Here is a 25,236-nt window from a genome sequence, read left to right on the forward strand (position 1 = left end):
ACCAGGCGAGGATGACGATGGACAGGCAAGACAGGGGATTTTTGACGCTGCTCGAAACGGTGCGGGCCGGCGGCGTGCCCGTGGCCGGGCATTCGGCCAAGGTCGTACCGGGCGGGGTGTTCGTGGCCGCCGCCGGCACGGTGGCCGACGGCGCCCGGTTCGTGCCCGACGCCCTGGCGCGCGGCGCGGCCTATGTCGTGGCCGCCCAGGGCACCGCGCTGCCGGCCGGGGCCACGGGCAGGCTCGTGACCGTGGACGATCCCCGGGCCGCCCTGGGCGCCCTGGCCGGGGCGCGCTACGGCACGGACCGCATGGCCATGCCCGTGGTGGCCGTGACCGGCACCAACGGCAAGACCACGGTCAGCTACCTCGTCGAACGCCTGGCCACGGCCGCGGGCAGGAAAGTCGGCGTGCTCGGCACGGTCGCCTACCGCTGGCCCGGCTTTTCCCGCGACGCCGCCCTCACCACGCCCGACTGCCTGACCATCCACGAACACCTGGCCGCCATGGCCGGGGCCGGTTGCGACCTGGCCGTCATGGAGGCCTCCTCCCACGCCCTGGACCAGGACCGCCTGGCCGGGATTTCCTTCGCCGCCGCCGCCTTCACCAACCTGACCCAGGACCACCTGGACTACCACAAGGACATGGAGGCGTATTTCGCGGCCAAGGCCCGGCTTTTCCGCGGCTGCCTCCCCGACCCGGCCACGGCGGTGCTCAATTTCGACGACCCCTACGGCGAGCGCTTGCTGCGCGAATTCCCCCAGGCCATCGGGTACGGCCTGACCCGGCCGCCCCTGGGCTTTCGGCGGCTTTTGGCCGGCACGCTGCGCGAACACGGCCGCGAGGGGATCGTGGTCGGCGCGAGCTTCGGCGACGCCGCCTTCGAGGTGGCCTCGCCCATGCCCGGACGCCACAACGCCGCCAACATCCTGGCCGCCATGGGCCTGGCCCTGGCCTTGAAGCTTCCGGCCGAAACCTTCGCCAGCCTGGCCGATTGCCACGGCGCGCCGGGGCGGCTCGAACGCATCCCCAATCCGGCCGGCCTCACCGTGCTGGTCGATTACGCCCACACCCCCGACGCCCTGGAAAACGTGCTTGCCGCCGCCAGGGAATTCACGCCCGGCCGGCTTTACGTCGTTTTCGGCTGCGGCGGCGATCGCGACCGGACCAAACGGCCGCGTATGGCCGCCGCCGTGGCCCGCTTCGCCGACGTGGCCGTTTTGACCTCCGACAACCCCCGCCACGAGGAGCCGCTGGCCATCATGGCCGACGCCAAGCCGGGCCTGGCCAAGGCTCGCCGGGCCATCCTCGAACCGGACCGCCGCCGGGCCATCGAGCTGGCCCTCAGTGAAATGCATCCCGAGGACGTGCTGGTCATCGCCGGCAAAGGGCATGAAACCTATCAGCAGATCGGCGACGTGAAGTACCCCTTTTCCGACGCCGCCGTGGTCAGGGAGCTTACCGGATGCGCATGACCCTCTCCGATATACTCACGGCCACGGGCGCCGTCGGCGACGTGGGGGAACGGGGCAATCCCGCCATCGAGGCCGTGCGCATCGACAGCCGGGCCGTGATCCCCGGTTGCCTGTTCGTGTGCGTGCCCGGCTCCCGCCTGGATGGCCACCATTTCGCCGCCGAGGCCGTGGCCAAGGGTGCCGCCGCCGTGCTGGCCGACCGGCCGCTCGCCGGCCTGCCCGAGGGCACGCCCGTGCTTTTGGTGCGCGACACCGTGGCCGCCCTGGGCCGCCTGGCCCGGGCCTGGCGCGAGCGGGCCGGGGCCAGGCTCGTGGCCGTCACCGGTTCGGCCGGCAAGACCACGGTCAAGGAACTCACCGCCGCCATCCTGGCCAAAGTTGGCCCCACGGCGAAAAACTACAAGAATTACAACAATCGCATCGGCCTGCCCCTGTCCATGCTCGAAGCCTCGGAAACCGACGCCTTCTGGGTCATGGAGCTCGGCATCTCCGCCCCGGGCGAGATGGCCCCCCTGGCCGCCATCGCCGAGCCGGACATCGCCGTCATCCACAACGTCGGCCCGGCCCACCTGGAGGCCCTGGGCGACGTGGCCGGGGTGGCCGCCGAGAAGACGGTGCTGTTGCGGTCCCTGCGCCCCGGCGGCGTGGCGCTCGCCTCCATGGACTACCCCGAACTGTGGGAAGCGGCCAAGGCCGCCTGCCCGCGCGTGCGGGGCCTGTCCACCAAGGGCCAGCCGGCGCCCTACCGGGCCAAATACCTGGGCGCCTTGCCCGAGGGCCGGGGGATGTTCTTCCTCAAGCTCGGGGATCTGGAACTGGAAGTCGAAACGCCGCTGACCGGCGGCCATTTCGCCGAGAACATCCTGGCCGCCGCCGCCGCCGCCCACATCCTGGGCGCCGGCGAAAAGCACATCACCGCCGGCCTGCAAACCGCCGTCATCCCCGAACAGCGCTTTTTCTGCCGCCGCCAGGGCTGCTTCACCCTCATCGACGACACCTACAACGCCAACCCGCTGTCCATGCGCCGGGCCATCGCCGCCGCCGCCGAGACGGCCAGGGACAAGCCGCTGGTGCTGGTGCTTGGAGAAATGCGCGAGATGGGCGCCCACGCCGTGGACGAGCACAACACCCTGGGTGAAGTGGCCGGCAAAAGCGGGGCCAAGGCCGTGTTTTTCCATGGCAGCCACGCCGACGCCGTGGCCTCGGGGCTGACCCGGGCCGGGTATGCCGGCCGGTTCGCCGTGGTCGACAGCCCCGACGCCTTTGTCGAGGCCGCGGCCCCCATGGGCCTCGATTGCGGTGTCTTCCTGTTCAAGGGCTCGCGCTCCATGCGCATGGAGGAATACCTGGCCGCCTTCACCCAGAGCATCCAGAAGGACCCCAAGGCATGATCTATTACCTGCTGGTGCCGCTCGCGGCCCACTTGAGCGCCCTAAACGTCTTCCGTTACATCACGTTTCGGTCGATCGCGGCGCTTTTGACCGCCTTGGTCCTGTCCATCGTCTTCGGGCCGCGGTTCATCCGCTGGCTGACCCGCCTCAAGTACGGCCAGTACATCCACGAGGACGTGACCGCCCACCAGCGCAAGGCCGGCACGCCCACCATGGGCGGCCTGCTCATCGCCTTTTGCATCCTGGTCAGCGTCCTTTTATGGGGCGACCTGGCCAACGAATACGTCTGGATGACCATTTTCGTCTTTCTGGGCTTCGGCGGCCTGGGCTTCGTCGACGACCACGCCAAGGTGGTCAAGAAGCAGAACAAGGGGCTGTCGGCCAAGGGCAAGCTCCTGGGCCAGCTCATCGTCTCGGGCATCGCCGCCGCCGTGCTGCTGTCCGACCCCGAATATTCCACCCGCCTGGCCGTGCCCTTTTTCAAGCACATCAACCCCGACCTCGGCTGGGCCTACTTTCCCTTTGCCATGCTGGTGATGATCGCGGCCAGCAACGCCGTCAACCTCACCGACGGCCTGGACGGCCTGGCCATCGGGCCCATGATCGTCAACGCGGCCATGTTCTCGCTTTTCGTCTACGTGGCCGGCCACGCCCAGATGGCCCGCTACCTGCAAGTCATGCCCGTGTCCGGCGTGGGCGAGGTCACGGTTTTCTGCGGGGCCATGGTCGGGGCCGGGCTCGGGTTTTTGTGGTTCAACGCCTATCCGGCCCAGATTTTCATGGGCGACGTCGGCTCCCTGTCCCTTGGCGGGGCGCTCGGGTTCATCGCGCTTTTGTGCAAGCAGGAACTGCTGCTCATCGTCGTCGGCGGCCTGTACGTGGCCGAGACGGTCTCGGTCATCCTGCAGGTCGGCTATTTCAAGATGACCGGCGGCAAGCGGATTTTCCGCATGGCCCCGTTGCACCACCATTTCGAGCTCATGGGCGTGCCGGAATCGAAGATCATCATTCGCTTCTGGATCCTCTCCATCCTGCTCGCCCTGGTGGGGCTTTCCACCCTCAAACTCCGGTAGGCGGCCTCCATGTCCGACATGCTCCATTCCGATCAACTGCGCGGGCATCTCTGCGTGGTCGTGGGGGCCGGCGCCTCGGGCCGGTCGGCGGCCAGGCTCCTGGCGCGCCTGGGCGCGAGCGTGCGGTTTCTGGAGAAAAACGCCCAGGCCGTAAGCGATGCTTTTCGCGAGGAAGCGGCCACGGCCGGTTACGACCTGCGCCTGGGCGAGCACGGCCCGGCCGATTTCGCCGGCGCGGACATGGTCGTGCTCTCCCCCGGCATCCGGGCGGCGGGGCTGGCCGACTGCCTGGCCGCCTGCCCCGGCGCCCAGGTCCTGTCCGAACTGGAACTGGCCTCCTGGTTCGTGGCCGAACCCGTCATCGCCGTCACCGGCTCCAACGGCAAGACCACCACGGTCATGCTCGTAAGCCACCTGCTCGAAGCGGCCGGCAACAAGGTCTTCACCGGCGGCAACATCGGCACGCCCCTGTCCGAATACGTCCTTTCCGGCGACACCGCCGACGTGGTCGTCCTCGAGGTGTCGAGCTTCCAGTTGCAGCTCACGCGCACCTTCCGCCCCCGCGTGGCCGTGCTTTTGAATTTCGCCCCCAACCACCTGGACTGGCACGAGACCCTGGACGAGTACCTGGACGCCAAGCTCAGGATCTTCGCCGCCCAGCGCCCCGACGACCTGGCCATCGTGCCCGAGGAACTGCGCCAGACCCTGGCCGGGCGCGCCTTCACCAAGGCCCAAACCACCTGGTTTACGGCCACGGGCCGCTTCGCCTGCCGGCGGCTGATCGGCGCCCACAACCACCACGACATGGAAGCCGCCTTCCTCGCCGCCGCGCCGTTCGGCGTGACCGAGGAGATGGCCAAGGCCGCCTTCGATACCTTCGTGCCGGCCCCGCACCGTTTGCAGGTCATCGGCGAGAAGGGCGGGGTGCTGTTCGTGGACGATTCCAAGGCCACCACCGTGGCGGCCATGGAGGCGGCCATTCGCAGCTTCGAGCGCCCTGTGCGCCTGCTGTGCGGCGGCGTGTTCAAGGGCGGCGACCTGGCGGCGCTTTTGCCGCTTATGCGGGAAAAGGTGGCCGGGGTCGGCCTTTTTGGCGCCAGCCGCGAGGTCTTCGAGGCGGCCTGGGCGGGAGCGCTGCCGCTTTTTCACGAACCGACCCTGGAAGCGGCCATGATGCGGCTGTATGCCGAGGCCCGGCCCGGCGACGTGGTCCTTTTATCCCCGGCCACGGCCAGCTTCGACCTCTACGACGGCTACAAGGCCCGGGGCCGCGATTTCCAGCGGGTGTTCGCCGACCTGCCCCGGAAAACCGCCAGCCAGGCGGGGGAGACGGCATGAGCAAGCTGCGCGTGGCCACGGCCGAAACCAAGCAATCCGGCCAGTTCGACCTGTGGCTTCTGGGCGCGGCCCTGCTGCTGGCCGGCCTGGGGCTGGTCATGGTCTTTTCCTCGAGTGGGGTCATGGCCGAGCGCTTAAACGGCAACCGCTACTATTTCTTCCAGCGCCAGGCCCTGTTCGCCTTCGTGAGCCTCGGGCTCATGACCATTTGCGCCTACATGCCGCGCAAGATCCTCCACGGCCCGGTCTACCTCTGGCTGTTCGCCATCATCGGCCTGCTCGTGCTCACGCTCGTGCCGCCCTTTTCCGTCAAGGCCGGCGGCGCCCGGCGGTGGATGCACCTGGGGCCGGCCACCTTGCAGCCCATGGAGCTGGCCAAGGTGGTGCTGGTCATGTACCTGGCCTATTTCTTCAGCCAGAAGCAAAAGCTCGTGCGCTCCTTTTCCGTGGGGTTCATCCCGCCGGTCATGGTCACCGGGTTTTTGGGGCTTATTTTGCTGCTGCAACCCGATTTCGGCGGCGCGGTTTTCCTCGGCATGCTCTTTTTCCTCATGAGCCTGGTCGGCGGCACGCGCCTGACCTACCTGGCCGTGTCCATGCTGTTCGGCGTCGGGGCCATGGGGCTTCTCATCGCCTCCTCGCCCTACCGGTTCAAGCGCTGGTTCGCCTTTCTCGATCCCTTCAAGGACCCGCAAAACGTCGGTTACCAGCTCGTCCAGTCCTTCTACGCCTTCGGTTCGGGCGGCATCGCCGGGGCGGGCTTCGGCGCCGGCAAGCAGAAGCTGTTCTACCTGCCCGAGGCCCACAACGACTTCATCATGGCCGTGCTCGGCGAGGAGCTGGGCTTTATCGGCATCTCCATCGTCTTTTTGTGCATCGGCATCCTGCTGTGGCGTTCCTTCAAGGTGGCCCTGGCCCAGGACGACCTGCGCGACCGCTTCACGGCCTACGGCATGGCCCTGGTGCTCGGGCTCGGGTTTATCCTCAACCTGGCCGTGGTGCTGGGCTGCGTGCCGCCCAAGGGCGTGGCCATGCCGTTTTTGAGCTATGGCGGCTCCAACCTGCTGGCCTGTTTCCTGTGCGTGGGCATCCTCCTCAACCTGTCGCGGAGCGTGCGGACATGACGCGCATCGTGCTGAGTACGGGCGGCACCGGGGGCCACATCTTTCCGGCCCTGGCCGTGGCCGAGGCCCTGCGCGCCCGTTGCCCCGAAGCCGAGGTGCTTTTCGTCGGCGGCCAGGGCCCGGAAGGGGCGCTGGCCACCAAGGCCGGCCTGCCCTTTGTCGGTTTGCCGGCCAGCGGCGTCTTCGGCCGGGGGATACGGGCCTTGGCCGCACCGTTTTGGATGCTGCGGGCCTTTGGCCTGGCCGTGGGGCTCTTTTCGCGTAACCGCCCCGACGTGGTGGCCGGCTTTGGCGGCTACGCCGGCTTCATTCCCGTGGCCGCGGCCACCATCATGGGCATTCCCACGGCCATCCAGGAGCAAAATAGCGTCCCCGGCGTGACCAACAAGATTCTGGGCCGCTTCGTGAACCGCGTGTTCGTCACCTACCCCGACGAGGGCGGCGCCTTCCCGGCCGGCAAGACCGAACGCCTGGGCAACCCCATCCGGGGCGGCATCGCCGCAAGCCGCGGCGTCAAGCCCCAAGGGCAGGGGAAAAACCTGCTCGTGCTCGGCGGCAGCCAGGGCGCCCGGGCCATAAACGACGCCGTGGCCGACAGCCTGCCCGCACTCCTCGATGCCGGCGTCACCGTAAGGCTTCAGGTCGGCCGGGCCGATTTCGAGCGCATGCGCGACCGGGCCGCCGCCATCATGGCCGCCCGTCCCGAAGTCCCGGGCGGGCCGCGGTTTATCCTGGAGAATTTCATCGAGGACATGGCCGAAGCCTACGGCTTCGCCGACCTCGTCCTGGCCCGGGCCGGGGCCACCACCCTGGCCGAGGCCACGGCCGCCGGCAAGCCGTGCCTGCTGATCCCCTTTCCCTTCGCCACCCACGACCACCAGTCCGTCAACGCCGATTACCTGCGCCGGGCCGGGGCGGCCGTGGTCGTGGCCCAGAAGGACCTGCCCGGCCACGACCTGGCCGCACTGGTCATCGGGCTTTTAAACGACACCGCGCGCCTGGGGGCCATGGCCCGGGCCTCGGCCGCCGCTGCCTTGCCCCAGGCCGCCGACGCCGTGGCCACGGCGCTGCTGCAACTGGCCGCGTCCAAGGGAGGCGCGAAATGACCATGCAACTGACGACGCCAAACGGCCACGGGGCCATGCGCTCCAAGGTCCGCAAAATCCATATGATCGGTATCGGCGGCTCGGGCATGAGCGGCATCGCCGAGGTGCTGCTCAACCTCGGCTACGAGGTTTCGGGCTCGGACCTGGCCATGGGCGCCACGGTCAAGCGCCTGGCCGGCCTTGGCGCGTCCATCGCCATCGGCCACGGCCGGGAAAACCTGGGCGAGGCCGACGTGGTGGTCAAATCCACGGCCGTGACCAGCGACAACCCCGAGGTGGTCGCCGCCCGGGAGCGCGGCATCCCGGTCATTCCCCGGGCCGAGATGCTGGCCGAACTCATGCGCCTGCGCACCGGCATCGCCGTGGCCGGCACCCACGGCAAGACCACCACCACCTCGCTTCTGGCCACCATCTTCACCGAGGCCGGCTTCGACCCCACGGTCATCATCGGCGGGCGCTTAAACGCCTACGGGGCCAATGCCCGCCTGGGCCAGGGCGAATACCTGCTGGCTGAGGCCGACGAGTCCGACGGCTCCTTTTTGTGCCTGTCGCCCATCGCCTCGGTGGTCACCAACGTCGACGCCGACCACCTGGACCACTACCCGGACCTGGCGGCCATCGACGACGCCTTTGTGGAATTTCTCAACCGCATTCCTTTTTACGGCGTGGCCGTGGTCTGCCTGGACGACCCGGGCGTGGCCCGCATCCTGCCCCGGGTCAACCGGCCGGTGCTGCCCTACGGGTTCGGGCCAAAGGCCAGGCTGCGCGGCGAGGTGCTGGAGACCGGCGCCGGCAGCCGCTTTCGCGTGAGCCTCGACGGCCAGGCCCTGGGCGAGATGCGCCTGAACCACCCCGGCCGCCACAACGTCCTCAATGCCCTGGGCGCCATCGGCATTTCGCTGGAAGCCGGCATCCCGGTCGCGGTCATCGCCGAGGCCCTGGCCAAGTTCGGCGGCGTGGGCCGGCGCTTCGAGCGCAAGGGCGAGCGGGGCGGCGTGACCGTCATCGACGACTACGGCCACCATCCGGCCGAGATCAAGGCCACCCTGGCCACGGCCAGGGGCGTCTTTGCCGACCGCCGCCTGGTGGTGGCCTTCCAGCCGCACCGTTTTTCGCGCACCAAGGCGCTGTTCGGGGAATTCTGCACCTGCTTCGCCGCGGCCGACAAGCTGCTTTTGACCGAGATCTACCCGGCGTCCGAAGCGCCCATCCCCGGGGTCAGCGGCGAGAGCCTGGCCCAGGGCATCCGGCAGGTCAGCCAAACGGACGTGACGTATTTCCGCGATTTCGCGGCCATGGAGCAGGCCTTGCCCGACATCCTGCACCCGGGCGACGTGCTGCTCACCCTGGGGGCCGGCAGCATCTGGCAGGTCGGCGTCCATTACCTGGAGGCGGCTGGTGGCGCTTGAGATCCGGCCCGGTCCCGTGCTTGCGGACCGGACCACCTTGCGCCTGGGCGGCCGCGCCCTGGCTGAAATCGTCTTCGCCCGCCCCGAGGAGGCCGAAGGGCTCGGGCAGGCCCTTGAAAGTTGCGGCGGCGCGCCCTTTATCCTCGGCAGGGGCAGCAATGTCCTGGCCGACGACGGCGAACGGCCCCTGGTGGTCGTTTCCCCGCGCCTGCGGGGCGAGCCGGTGATTTTGCGGCAGCGCCCCGAGGCGGGCATCCGGGTGCGCGTTGGGGCCGGGGTCAAGCTCCAGCGCCTGGTGGCCTGGCTGGCCACGCAGGGCCTGTCGGGCCTGGGGGGGCTCGTTGGCGTGCCCGGGACGGTCGGTGGGGCCGTGGCCGGCAATGCCGGCTCCTACGGCGACGATCTCGGCGCGGTGCTGGCCAGGGTGCGCATCTGGTCGCCGCAGACGGGCCTGGCCTGGGTCGGGCGCGAAGGGTTTTCCACCGCCTACCGGCGGTTCACGTTGACCGGGGTTGCGGGCTTTTTCGTGGTGCTCGAGGCGGAGCTGGACCTGGCCGTGCGCGAGCCTATCGAGCTGCGCCAGGAGATGGTGCGGCACCTGACGGACAAGAAGGCCAGCCAGCCCATCACCGCGGCCACGGCCGGCTGCGTGTTCAAGAACCCGCCGGGCGCGTCGGCCTGGCGGCTTCTGGCCGAGGCGGGATTTCGGGGGAAACGTGTCGGAGGCGTCGGGTTTTCCGAGAAACATGCCAATTTTTTGGTCAATTACGGCGGAGGGACGGGCAGGGAGGCGCTTTCGCTTCTCGCGGCGGCAAGGGAGGCCGTGCGGGAACGAAGCGGTCTGGAACTCGAACTGGAAGTGAGGGTGGCGCCATGAATGTCAGGGTGGGAACGCTTTCCGGACTGGGGGGCGGGGGATCGTCCAGGAAACGCCGCAACGGCTATGGGGGGAGCGCCCCGCACGTGACCGTCAAGAGCCGGGTGGTCAAATCCAAGGGCAACCGCAACCGCAATGCCCGGGGTGGCGGTTCCATCGCCCTGCCCACGGTCAGCCTTGGCGGCGTGGGGAGGCTTTTCACCCGGGCCGTGTCCATGGCCTTTCTGGGCGCCATCGTCCTGGCCGTGAGTGTGGCCTTGCTGGCCGGCTACCGCTGGCTGACCACGGTCAATTATTTCGCCTTGCAAAGCGCCCAGGTTTCCGGCTGTTCGCGCCTGTCCGAGGAGCACATCCGCCAGGTGGCCGGGCTGGCGACGGGCGTCAACGTGCTGTCGCTGTCCATGGACCGCATGCGGGCCGACCTGGGCCGGGAGCCGTGGGTCGAGGCCGTGACCGTCAAGCGGGTGCTGCCCGGGACCATTGTCATCGATGTGAAGGAAAAGTCCCCTTCCTATCTTGTGCAGTACCAGGGAACCCTCTATTACGCCGACGAGGTTGGGCGCATCATCGACAAAGTCGAGCCCGGGCAGTTCGTTTCCCTGCCCCAGATCGAAGTCGAAGCCGGCATGGAAAAGCACCTGGCCCTTTTGGCCGACCTGCGCCGGGCCGTGGCCGAGCATCAGGTCCCCTTCGATTTTGGCCAGATCGCCTGGCTGCGCCTCAGTTGGGGCCGGGGGCTGGAAATCCGGCTCATGGACCCGGGTATCCTGTTGTGCCTGGGCTCCAAGGAGTGGCGGCGCAACCTGTCGCGCATGAATCTGGTCTGGACGGACTTGCGTCGGCGGGGGGAACTGGACAAGGTCGGCCTGATCACGGCCGAAGGGGATAAGGTCTGGGTGGAAAAACGCGGCACTTCGGGGGAAGGGTCGCAAGGCTAGGGGACATGCGCGCGGTGCGGCCGGCGTCGCAGCGCGAATCGCCGCGGGGGGCGATTTAAGGAATGAAATCGGCGCACGTTTGACGTAAAACGTGCGCGGGCGACACCGGCGCCATCAGGGAAACGTTCAGGGAGCGGTTATGGCCAGGTCGGAACTTATCGTCGGACTCGATATCGGCACCACCAAGATTTGCGTGGTCGTCGGCGAACTCTCGCCCGAGGGCGTGGATGTGGTGGGCATCGGCACCAGCCCCTCCACGGGCCTGCGCAAGGGCGTGGTGGTCAATATCGAGCAGACCGTGCAGTCCATCAAGAAAGCGCTGGAAGAGGCCGAGCTCATGGCCGGGTGCGAGATCCGCTCGGTCTACGCCGGCATCGCCGGCAGCCACATCAAGGGCTTCAACAGCCACGGGGTCATCGCCGTCAAGGGCGGCGAGGTCGGGCCCCGGGACATCGAGCGGGTCATCGACGCGGCCAAGGCCGTGGCCATACCCCTCGACCGGGAAGTCATCCATATTTTGCCCCAGGAATTCATCGTCGACGACCAGCGCGGCATCGCCGACCCGCTGGGCATGGCCGGCGTGCGCCTGGAAGTGCGCGTGCACATCGTCACCGGCGCCGTCACAAGCGCCCAGAACATCATCCGTTCCTGCCACCGGGCCGGGCTCGACGTCTCGGACATCGTGCTCGAATCCCTGGCCTCGTCCAAGGCCGTTTTGACGGGCGAGGAACGCGAGATCGGCGTGGCCCTGGTGGACCTTGGCGGCGGCACCACGGATCTGGCCATTTTCGCCAATGATTCCATCAAGCACACCGCCGTGCTGGCCCTTGGCGGCACGAACCTGACCAACGACATCGCCTTCGGGCTGCGCACGCCCATGGCCTCGGCCGAAAAGATTAAAATAAAGTATGGTTGCGCCCTTGCCGAGATGGTGCCAAAAGACGAAGTGATCGAGGTCATGAGTGTCGGGGGGAGGGAGCCCCGCCGACTCTCGCGGCAGGTCCTGGCCGAGATCTGCGAGCCCCGCGTGGAGGAGATGCTGGCCCTCGTCGACCAGGAGCTCATCCGCTCGGGCATGAAGAACCAGATCGGCGCCGGCGTGGTCCTCACCGGCGGCACGGCGCTGATCGAGGGCATCCAGGAACTGGGGGAACAAATCTTCAACCTGCCCACGCGCATCGGCTACCCCGACAAGGTCGGGGGGCTCAAGGACGTGGTCAACAGCCCCATGTACGCCACGGCCGTGGGGCTCTTGATGTTCGGCGCGGAAAAGGAAGGCGTGGAACAACGCTTCCGCATCCGCGACGAAAATGTTTTCAACCGCATTCTGGGGAGGATGCGGAAGTGGTTCGTGGACGTGAAATAGTCCGCGAGAGGTCGTTTTGTTGGGGGATTCGCAGGGAGATCCGCTAGGGGGAGACACGTATGGAATATTTGGAACTCGATCAGGGCTCCAACGCCCGCATCAAGGTCGTCGGCTGCGGCGGCGGCGGCGGCAACGCCGTGGAAAACATGATCTGCTCGGCCATGTCCGGGGTGACCTTCATCACGGCCAACACCGACATCCAGGCCTTGCAGAAGTCCCAGGCCGAATACCGCATCCAGCTCGGTGAGAAGCTCACCAAGGGCCTGGGCGCCGGGGCCAACCCCGATGTCGGCCGCGACGCCGCCCTGGAGAGCATCGACGCCATCCGCGCCGCCATCGGCGATTGCGACATGGTCTTCGTCACCGCCGGCATGGGCGGCGGCACCGGCACCGGCGCCGCGCCCGTCGTGGCCCAGGTCGCCAAGGAAGCCGGGGCGCTCACCGTGGCCGTGGTCACCAAACCCTTCTATTTCGAAGGCAAAAAACGCCTGCTCTCGGCCGAAAAGGGCGTGCAGGCCCTGCGGGACGTGGTGGACTCCATCATCACCATCCCCAACGACCGCCTGCTGTCCCTGGCCTCCAAAAAGGCCACCTTCATCGAGATGCTCAAGAAGGCCGACGAGATCCTCTATTTCGCGGTCAAGGGCATCTCCGACCTGATCATGGTCCCGGGCCTGATCAACCTCGACTTCGCCGACGTCAAGGCCGTCATGAGCGAAATGGGCTTGGCCATGATGGGCTTCGGCACGGCCCGCGGCGAATCCCGCGCCCGCGAGGCGGCGCTCAAGGCCATCACCAGCCCGCTGCTGGAAGACGTCACCATCGACGGCGCCCGCGGCGTGCTCATGAACATCACCTGCGGCCCGGACCTGACCATCGAAGAGGTCGACGAGGCCGCCTCCACCATCACCGAGGCCGTCCACGAGGACGCCAAGGTCTTTTTCGGCACGGTCTTCGACCCCGACGCCACCGACGAAATGCGCATCACCGTCATCGCCACGGGCATCGAGTCGGCCATGCAGCGCGACGCCGCCCCGGCCCAGAAGCGCGAGGAGCCAAAGCCCGTCGAGGTCATCACCAGCCTGTCGCGCCAAAAGGCGATGAGCCCGCCGCTCGGCGGCGGCAGCGGCGGTGGCGGCGGCGTGCAGAGCCCCCGCAGCGTGCGCGTGCTGTCGGGCCAGCAGGCCAACGACTACAACATCCCGGCCTACCTGCGCAAAGGCACCAAGAAAGGCGGCCCCGAAGCGGCGCTTTCCCAGCCGCCCATGAAGACCCAGCCCATCGGCGAGGAAGAGTTCCTCTTCGATGAGGAGGAATTTGAAATTCCGTCCTTCATCCGCATGCAGGCGGATTAGGCTTCACCAGGGACCTCTTCCCTTCCCGACCTCCCTGCCGGGGGGCAGCCTTCCCCCCGGCCCCCCGGGCGCGGGGAAGGGACGGATGGCGCGTTGGGCGCCATGACGCGGGCCAAGGTGCATTTCGGGCTGGACAGGCCCGAGGTGCGGGATTTCGGCGGCCGGTTGCCCGTGGCCCTGGCCGTGCCCGGCGATGTCGGCCTGGCCTTGTCGGCGCTGGGCTGGCAGGCCGCCTGGCGGCTGCTCGTGGCCGACCCGTCCCTGGCCGTGGAACGGGTGTTCTGCCGGCCGGGCCAGGCGCCCAAGGCCGAGGACTCCGGCCGACCCCTGACGGCGTTCCCGGTTATCGCCTTTTCCCTGTGCTACGAGGAAGACTACCTGCCCGTGGCGGCGGCCCTGACCGCGGCGGGCATTCCCCTCACGCGCGCGGCGCGGCCCGATTTCCCCATCATCCTGGGCGGCGGGCCGCTTTCCTTTCTCAACCCCACGCCGCTGCTGCCGGCCCTGGACATGCTCTTTGTCGGCGAGGCCGAGGCTGGGCTGGCCGCTGTGCTGGCCGCGCTTCGCCGCCTGGCGCTTGCCGGCGCGGACAAGGCCGCCTGCCTGGCCGCCGTGGCCGACATGCCGGGCGTACTCGTGCCGGGGCGAAGCCGAACCCCGGTAGCCCGGGCCGTGGCCGCCTGCCCCGGGGCCGCGACCGAACTGGCCGAGCCGGCCCATTCCTGCTTCGTCTCCGGCCACGCCGCCTTCCGCGACATGTTCCTGGTCGAGGTCAACCGGGGCTGTCCCTACGGCTGCCGTTTCTGCGCCGCCGGCTACGTCTACCGCCCGCCGCGCCAGGCCCGCCTGGACGCCTTGCAGGCGCTCATCGAGGACGTTTCGCCGCGCAAGGTCGGCCTGGTCGGCACGGCCCTGACCGACTGGCCCGACCTGCTGCCCTTTCTGTCCTGGCTCCAGGCGCGGGGCACGAAGTTTTCCCTGTCCTCGGTGCGCGCCGACGGCATTACCTCGGAGCTTCTGGCCATCCTGCGCGAGGTCGGCCTGCGCACCCTGACTTTGGCCCTGGAAGCCCCGGGCGAGCGGCTGCGCCGGGCGGCCAACAAACATCTTTCCGTGGAGGCGCTTTTGCGGGCCGTGTCCCTGGCCGGCAAACATGGCGTCAACCACCTGAAATTCTATCTCATCGTCGGCTGGCCCGGCGAGGTGCCCGAGGATTTCGACGAACTGGCGCTGCTTTTGCGCGACATCGCCGCCGCCGCGTCCATCGGCCACGGCAAGCGCGGCGTGGCCCACGCCACCCTGTCGGTCAATCCCCTCGTGCCCAAACCCTTCACCCCCATGCAGTGGGCGCCCATGGCCTCCGTGGCGGCCATCGAGGCGGCCTATGCCCGGGTGCGTGCCGCCGTCAAACCGCTGAGGGGCTTCAAGGTGGAAGTGGAAAACGCCTCGGCCGCCCGCCTGCAAGGCCTGCTCGCCCGGGGTGACGAGGCGCTCTTTCCCCTGGTCGCACAGGCCGTGACCGCCGGCAGCTTCCGCCGGGCGCTCAAATCCTGGGACGGCGACATCGCCGCGTACCTTGACCGGGAGCGCGGCAAGGACGAAGCCTTCCCTTGGGACATCGTCGATATCGGCGTATCCCGCGAATTCCTGTGGCGCGAATGGGAACGCTACCGCGACGGCGTGACCACGGCCAAGTGCCCGCCGGCCGGCTGCCAGGCCTGCCGTCGCTGCGGCATTTACTCCGGAGGCGACGGGGCGTAAGGCTCGGCCAAGGAGTCCGCCATGTCGCTTCCCCTCTACCTCGCCTTCATCGCCGCCGCGTCCTTTCTGCTGATTATCCCCGGCCCGACCGTCCTGCTCGTCATCAGCTACGGCCTGGCCGAGGGCCGCCGCTCGCCCTGGCCCATCGTGGCCGGCGTGTGCCTGGGCGACGCCGTGGTCTGCGCCGGATCACTCTTGGGCCTCGGTGCGCTGCTTTCGGCCTCGGCCGCCGCCTTCACCATCGTCAAGGCCATCGGCGCCGTCTACCTCATCTGGCTCGGCCTCGGCATGCTCCGTTCGGGCAATGCCGCCGTTTCCCCCGAACCGAGCCCGTCCGGCCGCAAATTCGCCCACGCCTTCGCCGTCACGGCGCTCAATCCCAAATCCATCCTCTTTTTCGTGGCCTTTCTGCCCCAGTTCGTCAGCCCCGGCGCCCCGGCCGGGCCGCAGCTGTTCCTGCTCGGCGCGACCTTCGTGGCCCTGGCCGCCGTCAACACCACCGCCTACGCCATGCTGTCCGGCACGGCAGGCGGCCGCATCCGCGACCCGCGCTTCGTGCGTCGCCTGCGGCGGCTGGGCGGCGGCGCGCTTATCGGCGCCGGGGTGATGACGGCGGTTGCGGCCAGGCGGTAGCGGGGGAGGTGAGAGAAGAGAAGAAGGAAGATGCCTCCGGCGGCCAGGAGGGGATGATCCCCTCCTGGACCTCCCCGACGGGGCGGGTGGAGGCGAGGTCGGGAATGGTGTGTGGCGGGGCGTCGGTCGTGGTGGTGCCGGAAATGGGGCTGGCGACACTGGCCGCAAGGCCGGCCAGCACGCCAGCCCCATTTCCGGCACCACGGGCGCCAGCGGCGAAGCGCCGCATTGAAGATTAAAATCCTGCGCGTTGCGCCGAGCACTGCCCGTGCTTGGCGAAGCGTCGCATGGAAGAATAGAATCCTTTGCGTTACGCCGATCACTGCCCGAACTTAGCGAAGCGCCGTATAGAAAATTCTTTGATTTACGCCGACCTCTGGCGTCGTGATCTTATCCGTAGCGAAGTGCCCATGGAAGAATAGAATCCTTTGAATGTCTTCAAGAGGCTTCCAAAGCAAAAAATCCAAGACCTCGGCCCGAAGGGCCGACGGCTGGGCGAGGCCGGAATTTCGCCTTTCGAGCCGGGAGCGCAGCGACGGCATCGAAAGGCGAAATTCCGGCCTCGCATCTTCGCGCCGCGCACGCCAAGCCTCCCGGTGACCGCAGCCTCTTCCGCCCGCCACAGCCGACCGGGGGGTTCGGGGGGAGTGACTCCCCCCGATGGGTACAGGGCAAAGCCCTGGTGGGGTCTGGGGCAACGCCCCAGTTCAGGTGGGCCAGGGGGCAGCGCCCCTGTCCGCCGGGCCTGGCGATTCCCGATGCCCCTTACCGGTAGCCTTCCGCCGCGATGCCCAACCTTCGCAGTATCTTCTGGAGCGACACCCGCTCCAGGCCCGACACCCGGGCCGCTTCCGAGACGTTGCCGCGCGTCTGGGCCAGCAGGCGTTCCACGTAGCGCCTCGTGAAGGCGTCCACCACCCGGGCCTTGGCTTCGAGGTAGGGCGTGCCGAGGGCCTCGTCGTCCTCCCCGGCCGGGTCGGACTGGTCCGGGTCGGCGGTGGCCACGGCCTTGGGGCCGATGACGTCGCCGCGGCAAAAGACCGTGAGCCGGCGCACGAAGTTGAACAGTTCCCGCACGTTGCCCGGCCAGTCCCGGCCGGCCAGGGCGGCCAGGGCCTCGGCCGAGAACTCCTTTTCGCCGATACCCGTTTCGCGGCAGGCCCGGGCCAGGAAGGCCGTGGCCAGAAGCGGGATGTCCTCGCGGCGCTCGCGCAAGGGGGGAAGGCGCACGGTCAGGACGTTTAAGCGGTAGTAGAGGTCCTCGCGGAAGCTTTTCGCCGCGATCTTGGCTTCCAGGTCCTGGTTGGTGGCGGCCAGGATGCGCACGTCGATGGGCGAGGACTTGCTCGACCCCACGGGGCGCACCTCGCGTTCCTGGAGCACGCGCAAGAGTTTGGTCTGCACGCTCATGGGGATGTCGCCGATCTCGTCGAGGACGATGACGCCGCCGTTGGCCGAGAGGAACAGCCCGCGCCGGTCGCGTTCGGCACCGGTAAAGGCGCCGCGCACGTGGCCGAACAGTTCACTCTCCAGGAGTTGGTCCGGGATGGCCGGGCAGTTGACGGATAAAAAAGGGCCGCCGGAGCGACGCGACAGGCTGTGGATGGCCCGGGCGGCCAGTTCCTTGCCCGTGCCGGATTCGCCGCGAATGAGCACCGTGTAGTCCGAACCGGCCACGGCGGCGATGGCTTCCGTGACCTGGGCCATGGCCGGCGACTGGCCGAGCAGGCCCTGGTCCGCGCCGCAGGCCGCGACCACGGCGCGCAGCCGGTCGTTTTCGCGCAGCAGCGCCTCGCGTTCCAGCCCCTTGGCCACGACCCGGGCCAGGTGTTCCGAGTCCACGGGCTTGGTGAGGAAATCGTAGGCCCCGGCCTTGAGCGCCGCCACGGCCGTGTCGATGTCGCCGTGGGCCGTGAGCATGACCACGCCCAGGCGCGGTTGGGCGGACAGAGCCCTGGTGAGCAGCTCAAGTCCCGACAGGCCGGGCATGCGCAGATCCGTGACCAGCACGGCGCAAGGCCGGGCGGCCAGTTCCTCCAGGGCGGCCTCGCCGGAAAGCGCGTGGCCAAGCGTCGCCCCGGGCAGTTTCGGGGCCAGCAGCCGCACCAGCCCCCGGGCGAAATCGGGCTGGTCGTCGACGATGAGCACGCGGTGGGGGGTGTCGTTCACACGTGTTCCTCCTGGCAGTCGCGGCCGCAGGACGGCAGGGTGACGGTGAAGACCGCGCCGCCGGCGTTTTCCACCTCGACCCGGCCGCCCATGTCGCGCAGCAGCCCGAAAACCACGGCCAGGCCCAGCCCCGAACCCCGGCCGGCCTCCTTGGTGGTGAAGAAGGGCTCGAAGATGCGCGGCTGGTCTTGCGGGGCGATGCCCGGGCCGTTGTCGGCCACCCGGATGCGCACGGTGTCGGGTTCGGTGCCGGCCTCGGCCTCCATGACGATTTCGCCTTCGCCGGGCGTGACCGCGTCCAGGGCGTTGAGCAGCAGGTTGGACAGCACCTGTTCCAGGCCCGAGGCGTCGGCCTTGGCCAGGGGAAGGGCGGCGGCGGCCCGGGTGACGAGGCGCACCTTGCGCGCTTGGGCCTGGACCTCGAAGATGCGCGAGAGGCTTTTTAAAAGCGTGGCCAGGTCGCAGGGGCCGGGCGTGGCCGGGCGCGGCCGGGCGAAGTCGAGCAGGTCGCGCAGCACCTTCTTGGCCATCTCGGCGTGGCGTTCGATGACGGCCAGGTCGTCCAGGGCCTGGGTGTCGGCGATGTTGGCCCGCAGCAGTTCGGCGTAGCAGCTGATGACGCCCAGGGGGTTGTTGATCTCGTGGGCCAGGCCGGCGGCCAGCTTGCCCACGGCCACGAGCTTCTCGGTCTGGCGCATCTGTTCGCGCATGCGCCGCTCGGCCGTGATCTCCCGGGCGTAGACCACCAGGCGGCCGTCCTGGCCGGTGGAGGGGTCGAGGGGGTAGCGGGTGACGGCGAAGGAGCGGCCGTCGGCCAGCACGACGGTGGAGGGCGAGGGGGGGTGGGACTCGGCGGGGCCGTTGGCCGGCGCGGGGCGCAGCGCCATGCCCGGGCCGAACAGTTCCGGCGGCAGGCGCAGGGTTTGGCCGGGCAGGGCGGAGGCGGCCGGGCAGTCGCGGCCGGCCGCCGGCTCCCGGCGCATGGCCCGGGCCAGTTCCCGGGCCGGCTCGTTGGCCAGGATGACGGCGAAGGTGGCGTCGATGAGGGCCAACGGGTCGGAAATCCCGTCGAAGATGGAGGCCAGCAGCATGTTCTGGCCCAGGAGCGAATTGATGGCGTCGAGGTTTTCCAGGGCGATGCCGAGCTGCTGGCCGATGGCCCGGTAGAGTTCCGCCGCTTCGGGGTCGGGGCCGGGGCCGTCGGCCGGAAAATAGAGGCGCAGCAATCCCCGGCTGACGTCGGTGGTGCGCACGGGGATGAAGGCGGCGTCCTGGCCCAGGCGCAAGTCGTTTCCGGCCACCAACGACCGCCAGTCGGCCGGCGGCGGGGGGGCGGCCGTGCCCGGCGGCCAGGACACCGAACCGCCGCCGGAAAATTCGCATTCGTAGGCCACGGCCCTGGCGCCGAAGCGGGCCGCGATGCGGGCCAAGGCGCCGGTGAGCAGTTCGGCGCGCGTGTGCGAGACGTTGAGGATGCTTAAAAGCTCCACGAAAAGGCTCACGTCGGATCGGCGCTCGTCGGCCTCGTGGGCCAGTTCCAGGGTGCGTTCCGCCACCTTGCGTTCCAGGTTCTGGGCATGGTCCTCGATCTTGCCCCGGGCTTCCTTGAGGCGCGAGGCAAAGGCCTCGATGCCGGCATAGATCTCGTCGATTTCGCCCTCGCCCGCGTCCGGGGCCTGCTTGGGCTCCTCGCCGGCTTCCTTGGGGAAGTAGCGGCGCATGACTTCCGTGACGCGGCTTAAGTTAACCACCACCAGCCGGTCGAAAAAGACCTGCAAGGTCAGGTAGAAGACGCCGAGCCCCAGGGCGAACAGCCCCAGGAAGCTGACGGTCGCGCCCTTGATCTGCCCCAGCGCCCCGGCCACGGGCATGGTCACGGCGTCGACACCCACCAGTTCGCCGTCGTGGCGCCAGAAGCCGCGCGTGTCGCCGTAGTGTTCGATCAGTTCCCGGGGCGCCGTGGCCGGGTCGCCGTGGCAGTGCAGGCAGGAGGCGTCCAGGCGCACCGGCCGCGCCGCCAGAAAGACCTCTTCGCCGTCGCGTTCCGTGATCTCCTCGATGCGGGTCAGGCCCGGTTCGCTTTCGAACCGTTCCATGAGCCCGCGTTCGAAGGCGTCGGCCTCGTAGTCGGGATTGCGGGCGCCCACGGCCACCCGGCGGTAGCGGTACTGGTCGCCCAGGGCGCTTAGGTCGCTCATCACCCGCCGCGTCACGAAGGAGGTGGACATGGCTTCGAGCAGGAAGGCGTCGGGCGGCAGCAGGTGGTACATGGACGGGCGCAGCACCTGCCGGACGTAGGACTGGACGGCCTCGGCCTGGGACAGGATGAGCGAGGCCTTGTGCTCGGTGTCGGTGACGAGCTGGTTGCGCAGGTTCATGGAGATGACCACGGCGAAGAAGATGCCGAGCAGGGCCATGATGACGGAAAGGCCGACCACGAAACGGTGCTTGATGGTCCGGGGATGCTGCTTGGCCATGGGCCACCTCGTAGGCCCCTTTTGGGGCGGGCGGGCGAAAAAGGCAATGCGAACGCCGGGCAGCAAGGTGCTAACGCAAGTTAGCGGTTTTGGCGAGCCTGATTTGTATTAGTCTGTTATTTTAGCGTGTTGCGTTTGAGGTGAAAAGTGGCCCCGGTTTTGCTGTGGGGGGATGGGGCCGGTTGTGCCCGATCGCGACACCATCACCGCGCAAGGAGGGAATTATGGCGGAAAAGAGATGGCTTACGGAAGACAAGCTGGCCCTGATCCTGGGGTTGCTCCTGTTCGGCTTGTCGCTTTTCAACTTCGGCGGCGTCGATCCGCTGGGCTGGGCCGTCAAGGTCAATGTCTGGACCGACGCGTCGAAGATCTTCTCGGCGGCCACCGGGGCCTACAAGGACATGTCAGGCCTCGCCTCCCTGATTTTGACCTGGATCTTCGTCACGGCCATGCTGGCCTTCGGCATCAAGGCCCTGGGCGGCGATCCCAAACGCTTTGCCGTCAGCTTCACCCTGGTCTTTTTCATCGGCTACTGCTGCTACGCCCTGGGCCACTACGCGGTCATCGCCGCCACCCCGGACCAGGTCAAGAAGTTCAACCTGACCTGGGCCATGGGGCTGACCGGCGAGGCCGGATTCATCATCGCGCTTTTGGCCGGCATCTTCATCGGCAACTTCATGCCCGGGGTGGCCGAGAAGCTCAAGGACGCGCTCAAGCCCGAGATGTTCGTCAAGATCGCCATCGTCATCCTCGGCGCGGAGCTTGGCGTCAAGTCCGTGGACGCCCTGGGCCTGGCTTCCTCGGTCATTTTCCGGGGCCTTTGCGCCATTGTCGAGGCCTACCTGATCTACTGGGCGCTGGTGTATTACATCTCCCGGAAATACTTCAAGTTCAGCCGTGAATGGGCCGCGCCGCTGGCGTCGGGCATCTCCATCTGCGGCGTCTCGGCCGCCATCGCCACGGGCGGCGCCATCCGGGCCCGGCCCATCGTCCCGATCATGGTCTCCTCCCTGGTCGTGGTCTTTACCTGCGTGGAAATGCTGATCCTGCCCTTTGTCGCCCAGCACTGGATGTACGGCGAGCCCATGGTGGCCGGCGCCTGGATGGGCCTGGCCGTGAAGTCCGACGGCGGCGCCATCGCCTCGGGCGTCATCACCGACGCCCTGATCCGCGCCCAGGCCCTGGCCATCGACGGCATCAAGTACCAGGAAGGCTGGGTGACCATGGCGGCCACCACCATCAAGATCTTCATCGACGTGTTCATCGGCGTGTGGGCCTTCATCCTGGCCGCCATCTGGTGCACGCTCATCGACTGCAAGCCCGGCGAGCGCATGAAGCTCGGGGCCATCATCGACCGGTTCCCGCGTTTCGTGCTCGGTTACGTCATCACCTTCGTGATCATGCTGATCCTGTGCGCCAAGGGCGGCGACATGCTGAAGATGGGCAAGACCGCCATCGGCGACACCGGGCCCTTCCGGGGCATCTTCTTCGTGCTGACGTTTTTCACCATCGGCGTGGTGTCCAACTTCAAGAAGCTCTGGGACGAGGGCATCGGCCGCCTGGCCCTGGTCTACGTCGTGAGCCTTTTCGGCTTCATCATCTGGATCGGCCTGTTCATTTCCTGGCTGTTCTTCCACGGCGTCAAGCCGCCCCTGGCTTCCTAGCCGGGTCAAACCATACGCAAGGAGGCCTGCATGGAGCCTGAGAAGAAGGACGCGAGCTTTTCCGAGGAACTCGCCAAAATGGAGTGGGAGCCGCTTTTGCCCATCGAGAAGAAGCTGGTGGGCTGGAGCATCGGGCTTGGGGTGGCGCTGTTGTTCATCCTCTATTACGTCAGCGGCGTGTTTTTCCCGGGCGCGCACAGCTAGCCCGACGGGCACGAGTGCGACAGTCGGCGGGCGGTCCGGAAGGGCCGCCCGCTTGGCGTTCGCGGCACGTCTTGACCGGTAGCCGCCGGGTGTGCATAGTCTGTGCATGCTGACCTACGAGCAGATCAAAGCCATCGAGAACGCCTTGGGCGTGGAGGCGGCCCGGCCCGTGGTGGAGGCCATCCAGTCCACGGACCAGCGCGTGCTGGCCTCGCTGATGGCGGAAATCGCCACCAAGGCGGATATCGAAAAACTTCGCGGCGAGTTCCGGGAAGCGATTTCCGGGGTGCGCACCGAGAGTGCCGGACTTCGTGGTGAGTTTCGGGAAGCGATTTCCGGGATGCACACCGAGAGTGCCGAACTTCGCGGTGAGCTTCGGGAAGCGATTTCCGGAATACACACCGAGAGTGCCGCACTTCGTGGCGAGTTTCGGGAAGCGATTTCCGGGATGCACACCGAGAGTGCCGAACTTCGCGGTGAGCTTCGGGAAGCGATTTCCGGAATACACACCGAGAGTGCCGCACTTCGCGGCGAGTTTCGGGAAGCGATTTCCGGGGTGCGTACCGAGAGTGCCGGACTTCGCGGCGAAATGCGCGAGGAAGTCACCTCGCTTCGCGGCGACATCAAGCGGCTCGATCTGCAAATGAAGCTTCTGATCGGCCTGGCCGTCCTGGCCATCGCCATGTTCAGCCCTAATCTGGCCGCCTTGGTGCGCCTGGCCAAGTAGCACCGACCCCGCTCCCGACCGCGTTTTTGCCAGCCGTGAACACCAGCACGTCGCCCCAGGGGGCGCGCGTGGTCATGACCGGTTTCTCGCCGGCCAGGCAGGCCAGGGCCGCCGGCTCCTCCATGACCACCGTCACGTCGAACCGCCGGGTAAGCGCCTTGAGCGCGGCGCAGTCGCGGATGTCCGCCTCCGTCCCGTCCACGGGCACGAGGGGCGCTTGTCGGCTGGCCAGGAGCCAGTCCTGGGCCCGGGCGTAAAAGAGAATGGGGTAGACCACGCTGTCCGTGTCGGCCACGAGCAGGCCCCGGCCGCCGGGGAAGAGGCCGCCCGTGAGGTAGTCGAGCAGAAGCGGCCCGTCGAAAAAGGCGGCGTAGGCTCCGCGTCGGCCGCCCGGGCGGTCGAGGATGGAAACCTCGAAGGGCGGGTCGGCCGAGGGCAGAAGGGACGCGCCCACCAGCGGCCGGTCCTGGTTGGCCAGGGTCGCCGCCAAAAGGGTCAGCGTGGCCACGGCCATAACCGGTAGGCGCAGCCAGCGCCGGTCATGCCAGACGCCTCGGGCCGCGATCAGGCAGGGGGCGCTTGCCGCGAAAAAAAGCGAAAAAAACCGGTTGTTGAAGCTGAACCAGGTGATTTTCAGGCACACCAGGGCCGCGAAGGCGACCAAAGACAGGGCCGACAGCCGGCATAGGGTGTCGTTTCGCCGAAAAAGCCCGGCCACGACGCACGGCACGAGCAGCAGTCCCCCCAGCAGCCCGAACCAGGCCGCGTCCTCGCGCAACTCGTTGCCCACGGCATAGGCGGCCGCGTGGAACGCCATGGTCGCGCCCGGCCCCCTGCCCGGGCCGAGCAGCCGTTCGTGCAGCCGCTGCCTGGCGGCGTACCACCACGGCCCCGGCACATCCGCCACGTCCAGGGCGTAGCGCGCGAGGTTGGCCGCCGCGCCGGTCAGGCCGTCGGCATTCTCGTGCCGGGCCACTTCCTCGGGCGGGCCGAAGGGGTGGCCGTAACGGGCCAAGTTGTGCCACTGGCTGGCCAGGCAAAGGGCCAGGGTTGCGCCCAGGGCCAGGGCCGCCGCCGCCAGTCGCCCCCGCTGCCTCCGCCAGCCCCCGGCCAGGGCGGCCAGCAGTTCCCCGCACCGCGCCCACAGGACAAGGGCCGTGAACGGGCCGCCGAAAAGCGCGAAATGGCTTTTGGTGGACAGCCCGTAAAAGGCGCAGGCCAGCAGGAACCCCAGGGCGCCAAGGCCCGGCCGGTCGAGCAGCCGGGCCGCGGCCACCAGGCAGGCCACGGCCATGGCCGCCGCGCCGATGTCGTTTTTGGTGGAGACCGCCTCCAGAGGCAAAAGCTTGAGCGAAGCGACAACCAGCGTCACCCGCAGGGCGAAGGGCACCTCGCCCTGCCGCCGGGCCAGGGCATAGGCGCCGCTGACGATGGTGGCGTAGGCCAGCAGCGAAAAGGCGGCGATGGCCCGGTCCGTGCCGTAGCGCAGGAAGAACCAGTGCAGGAGGTCGAAGCCCGGGCTGAAGGCGAACTGGCGGAAGTTGGCCACATGATCCGGCGCCAGGGTGTTTTCGCGCATCATGACCAGCACCCGGGACAGGTTGTAGGTCATGGCGTCCCAGTTTGTGGGCGGCGCCACCCAGACGGTCACGGCCAAGCCGGCGAAGGCCGCGCCCAATAGCCAGGCGCAGGGGAAGCGCCGGGCCGCCGCCAGGGCGGCCCGGGTCTCGGCCAGGAAAGGGCGGCGGCCGCAGCGGAAAGCGGCCAGCCACAGGCCGCCCACGGCCGCATCGAGCAGCCAGGGGAATCGCGCCAGGTGCAGGACGAACAGAAGCTGAATGGCCAGGCCGAAGCCGGCCAGGGTCAGGGCCAGGGCGCGGCACAAGGCCTCGCCGAAGGCCAGGTCGGTCGGCTGGAGGCGGTACCAGGCGGCCAGGCAGCCGCCGAGCTCGGCCAGCAATACGAGCGCAAGGACACTGTCGGCCATGGACCACCGGGACGTTGTCGGCCCGAAGCAAAGGCCATTGTCATGGAAGAGCGCCCGAACGGGCACGGCGCAAAAACCTTGCGGCCTCAGCATTGCTCGGGCATGAACGCATCAGGGGGCGGCGCGGCAGTGGCTGCCCCGAGCCTTGCCAAACGTCGGCTT

General features: G+C 68.2%; 19 protein-coding genes. 16 read left to right on the plus strand and 3 right to left on the minus strand.

Annotated elements, in window-relative coordinates; translation table 11 throughout:
* The first annotated feature begins 17 nt into the window (after positions 1–17).
* From ACP59X_RS07445 to ACP59X_RS07505, 13 genes are all read left to right on the plus strand, one after another.
* Positions 18–1,475, plus strand: coding sequence for a UDP-N-acetylmuramoyl-L-alanyl-D-glutamate--2,6-diaminopimelate ligase (locus tag ACP59X_RS07445; protein WP_428567167.1), 1,458 nt, complete (start codon positions 18–20; stop codon positions 1,473–1,475).
* Positions 1,466–2,866 carry a UDP-N-acetylmuramoyl-tripeptide--D-alanyl-D-alanine ligase gene (locus ACP59X_RS07450; protein ID WP_428567170.1) on the plus strand — a complete coding sequence of 467 codons (1,401 nt, stop codon included), beginning with the start codon at positions 1,466–1,468 and terminating at the stop codon, positions 2,864–2,866. The genes ACP59X_RS07445 and ACP59X_RS07450 overlap by 10 nt, the downstream gene beginning before the upstream one ends.
* Complete coding sequence (gene mraY, locus ACP59X_RS07455; RefSeq protein ID WP_428567173.1) at positions 2,863–3,939, plus strand: phospho-N-acetylmuramoyl-pentapeptide-transferase; 1,077 nt, start codon at positions 2,863–2,865, stop codon at positions 3,937–3,939. The genes ACP59X_RS07450 and mraY overlap by 4 nt, the downstream gene beginning before the upstream one ends.
* A 9-nt stretch (positions 3,940–3,948) precedes the next feature.
* On the plus strand, positions 3,949–5,277 hold the full coding sequence (gene murD / locus ACP59X_RS07460) for a UDP-N-acetylmuramoyl-L-alanine--D-glutamate ligase (protein WP_428567177.1): 1,329 nt from the start codon (positions 3,949–3,951) through the stop codon (positions 5,275–5,277).
* Complete coding sequence (ftsW, locus tag ACP59X_RS07465) at positions 5,274–6,401, plus strand: putative lipid II flippase FtsW (RefSeq protein WP_428567180.1); 1,128 nt, start codon at positions 5,274–5,276, stop codon at positions 6,399–6,401. Before murD ends, ftsW begins: the two co-directional genes overlap by 4 nt.
* Entirely contained in the window at positions 6,398–7,507 is a 1,110-nt protein-coding gene (locus tag ACP59X_RS07470) for a UDP-N-acetylglucosamine--N-acetylmuramyl-(pentapeptide) pyrophosphoryl-undecaprenol N-acetylglucosamine transferase (protein ID WP_428567187.1), read from the plus strand. Before ftsW ends, ACP59X_RS07470 begins: the two co-directional genes overlap by 4 nt.
* A gap of 35 nt (positions 7,508–7,542) precedes the next feature.
* Entirely contained in the window at positions 7,543–8,916 is a 1,374-nt protein-coding gene (gene murC / locus ACP59X_RS07475) for a UDP-N-acetylmuramate--L-alanine ligase (RefSeq protein WP_428569824.1), read from the plus strand.
* A complete protein-coding gene (murB, locus tag ACP59X_RS07480) occupies positions 8,906–9,793 on the plus strand; it encodes a UDP-N-acetylmuramate dehydrogenase (RefSeq protein ID WP_428567189.1) in 888 nt (295 codons plus the stop codon). Before murC ends, murB begins: the two co-directional genes overlap by 11 nt.
* 86 nt (positions 9,794–9,879) lie before the next feature.
* Entirely contained in the window at positions 9,880–10,731 is an 852-nt protein-coding gene (locus tag ACP59X_RS07485) for a cell division protein FtsQ/DivIB (RefSeq protein WP_428567192.1), read from the plus strand.
* A 139-nt stretch (positions 10,732–10,870) separates the two neighbouring features.
* Positions 10,871–12,097 carry a cell division protein FtsA gene (gene ftsA, locus ACP59X_RS07490; protein WP_009109895.1) on the plus strand — a complete coding sequence of 409 codons (1,227 nt, stop codon included), beginning with the start codon at positions 10,871–10,873 and terminating at the stop codon, positions 12,095–12,097.
* A gap of 59 nt (positions 12,098–12,156) precedes the next feature.
* The gene (gene ftsZ, locus ACP59X_RS07495) at positions 12,157–13,452 is read left to right on the plus strand and encodes a cell division protein FtsZ (protein WP_428567196.1); all 1,296 of its coding nucleotides are present in this window, start codon (positions 12,157–12,159) and stop codon (positions 13,450–13,452) included.
* A gap of 102 nt (positions 13,453–13,554) precedes the next feature.
* Positions 13,555–15,213 carry a radical SAM protein gene (locus ACP59X_RS07500; protein WP_428569827.1) on the plus strand — a complete coding sequence of 553 codons (1,659 nt, stop codon included), beginning with the start codon at positions 13,555–13,557 and terminating at the stop codon, positions 15,211–15,213.
* Between the two features lie 21 nt (positions 15,214–15,234).
* Complete coding sequence (locus tag ACP59X_RS07505) at positions 15,235–15,846, plus strand: LysE family translocator (RefSeq protein WP_428567201.1); 612 nt, start codon at positions 15,235–15,237, stop codon at positions 15,844–15,846.
* Positions 15,847–16,611: 765 nt separating this feature from the next.
* Here the strand turns inward: ACP59X_RS07505 and ACP59X_RS07510 are convergent.
* Positions 16,612–18,015, minus strand: coding sequence for a sigma-54-dependent transcriptional regulator (locus tag ACP59X_RS07510; RefSeq protein WP_428567207.1), 1,404 nt, complete (start codon positions 18,013–18,015; stop codon positions 16,612–16,614).
* A complete protein-coding gene (locus ACP59X_RS07515; RefSeq protein WP_428567211.1) occupies positions 18,012–20,492 on the minus strand; it encodes a c-type heme family protein in 2,481 nt (826 codons plus the stop codon). Before ACP59X_RS07515 ends, ACP59X_RS07510 begins: the two co-directional genes overlap by 4 nt.
* A gap of 224 nt (positions 20,493–20,716) precedes the next feature.
* On the opposite strand from ACP59X_RS07515, the gene ACP59X_RS07520 reads away from it, so the two are divergent.
* From ACP59X_RS07520 to ACP59X_RS07530, 3 genes are all read left to right on the plus strand, one after another.
* Entirely contained in the window at positions 20,717–22,156 is a 1,440-nt protein-coding gene (locus tag ACP59X_RS07520) for a putative sulfate exporter family transporter (RefSeq protein WP_428567214.1), read from the plus strand.
* Positions 22,157–22,186: 30 nt separating this feature from the next.
* Entirely contained in the window at positions 22,187–22,360 is a 174-nt protein-coding gene (locus tag ACP59X_RS07525; RefSeq protein WP_428567217.1) for a hypothetical protein, read from the plus strand.
* A 106-nt stretch (positions 22,361–22,466) separates the two neighbouring features.
* Entirely contained in the window at positions 22,467–23,087 is a 621-nt protein-coding gene (locus ACP59X_RS07530; protein WP_428567220.1) for a hypothetical protein, read from the plus strand.
* Here the strand turns inward: ACP59X_RS07530 and ACP59X_RS07535 are convergent.
* Positions 23,053–25,074, minus strand: a complete 2,022-nt coding sequence (locus ACP59X_RS07535) for a hypothetical protein (protein WP_428567223.1) — start codon at positions 25,072–25,074, stop codon at positions 23,053–23,055. The two genes, ACP59X_RS07530 and ACP59X_RS07535, sit on opposite strands and share 35 nt — an antisense overlap.
* Between the last annotated feature and the right edge of the window lie 162 nt (positions 25,075–25,236).

Origin of the sequence: Solidesulfovibrio sp. DCME (genome assembly GCF_049995385.1) — a bacterium.
Taxonomy (GTDB): Bacteria; Desulfobacterota; Desulfovibrionia; order Desulfovibrionales; family Desulfovibrionaceae; genus Solidesulfovibrio.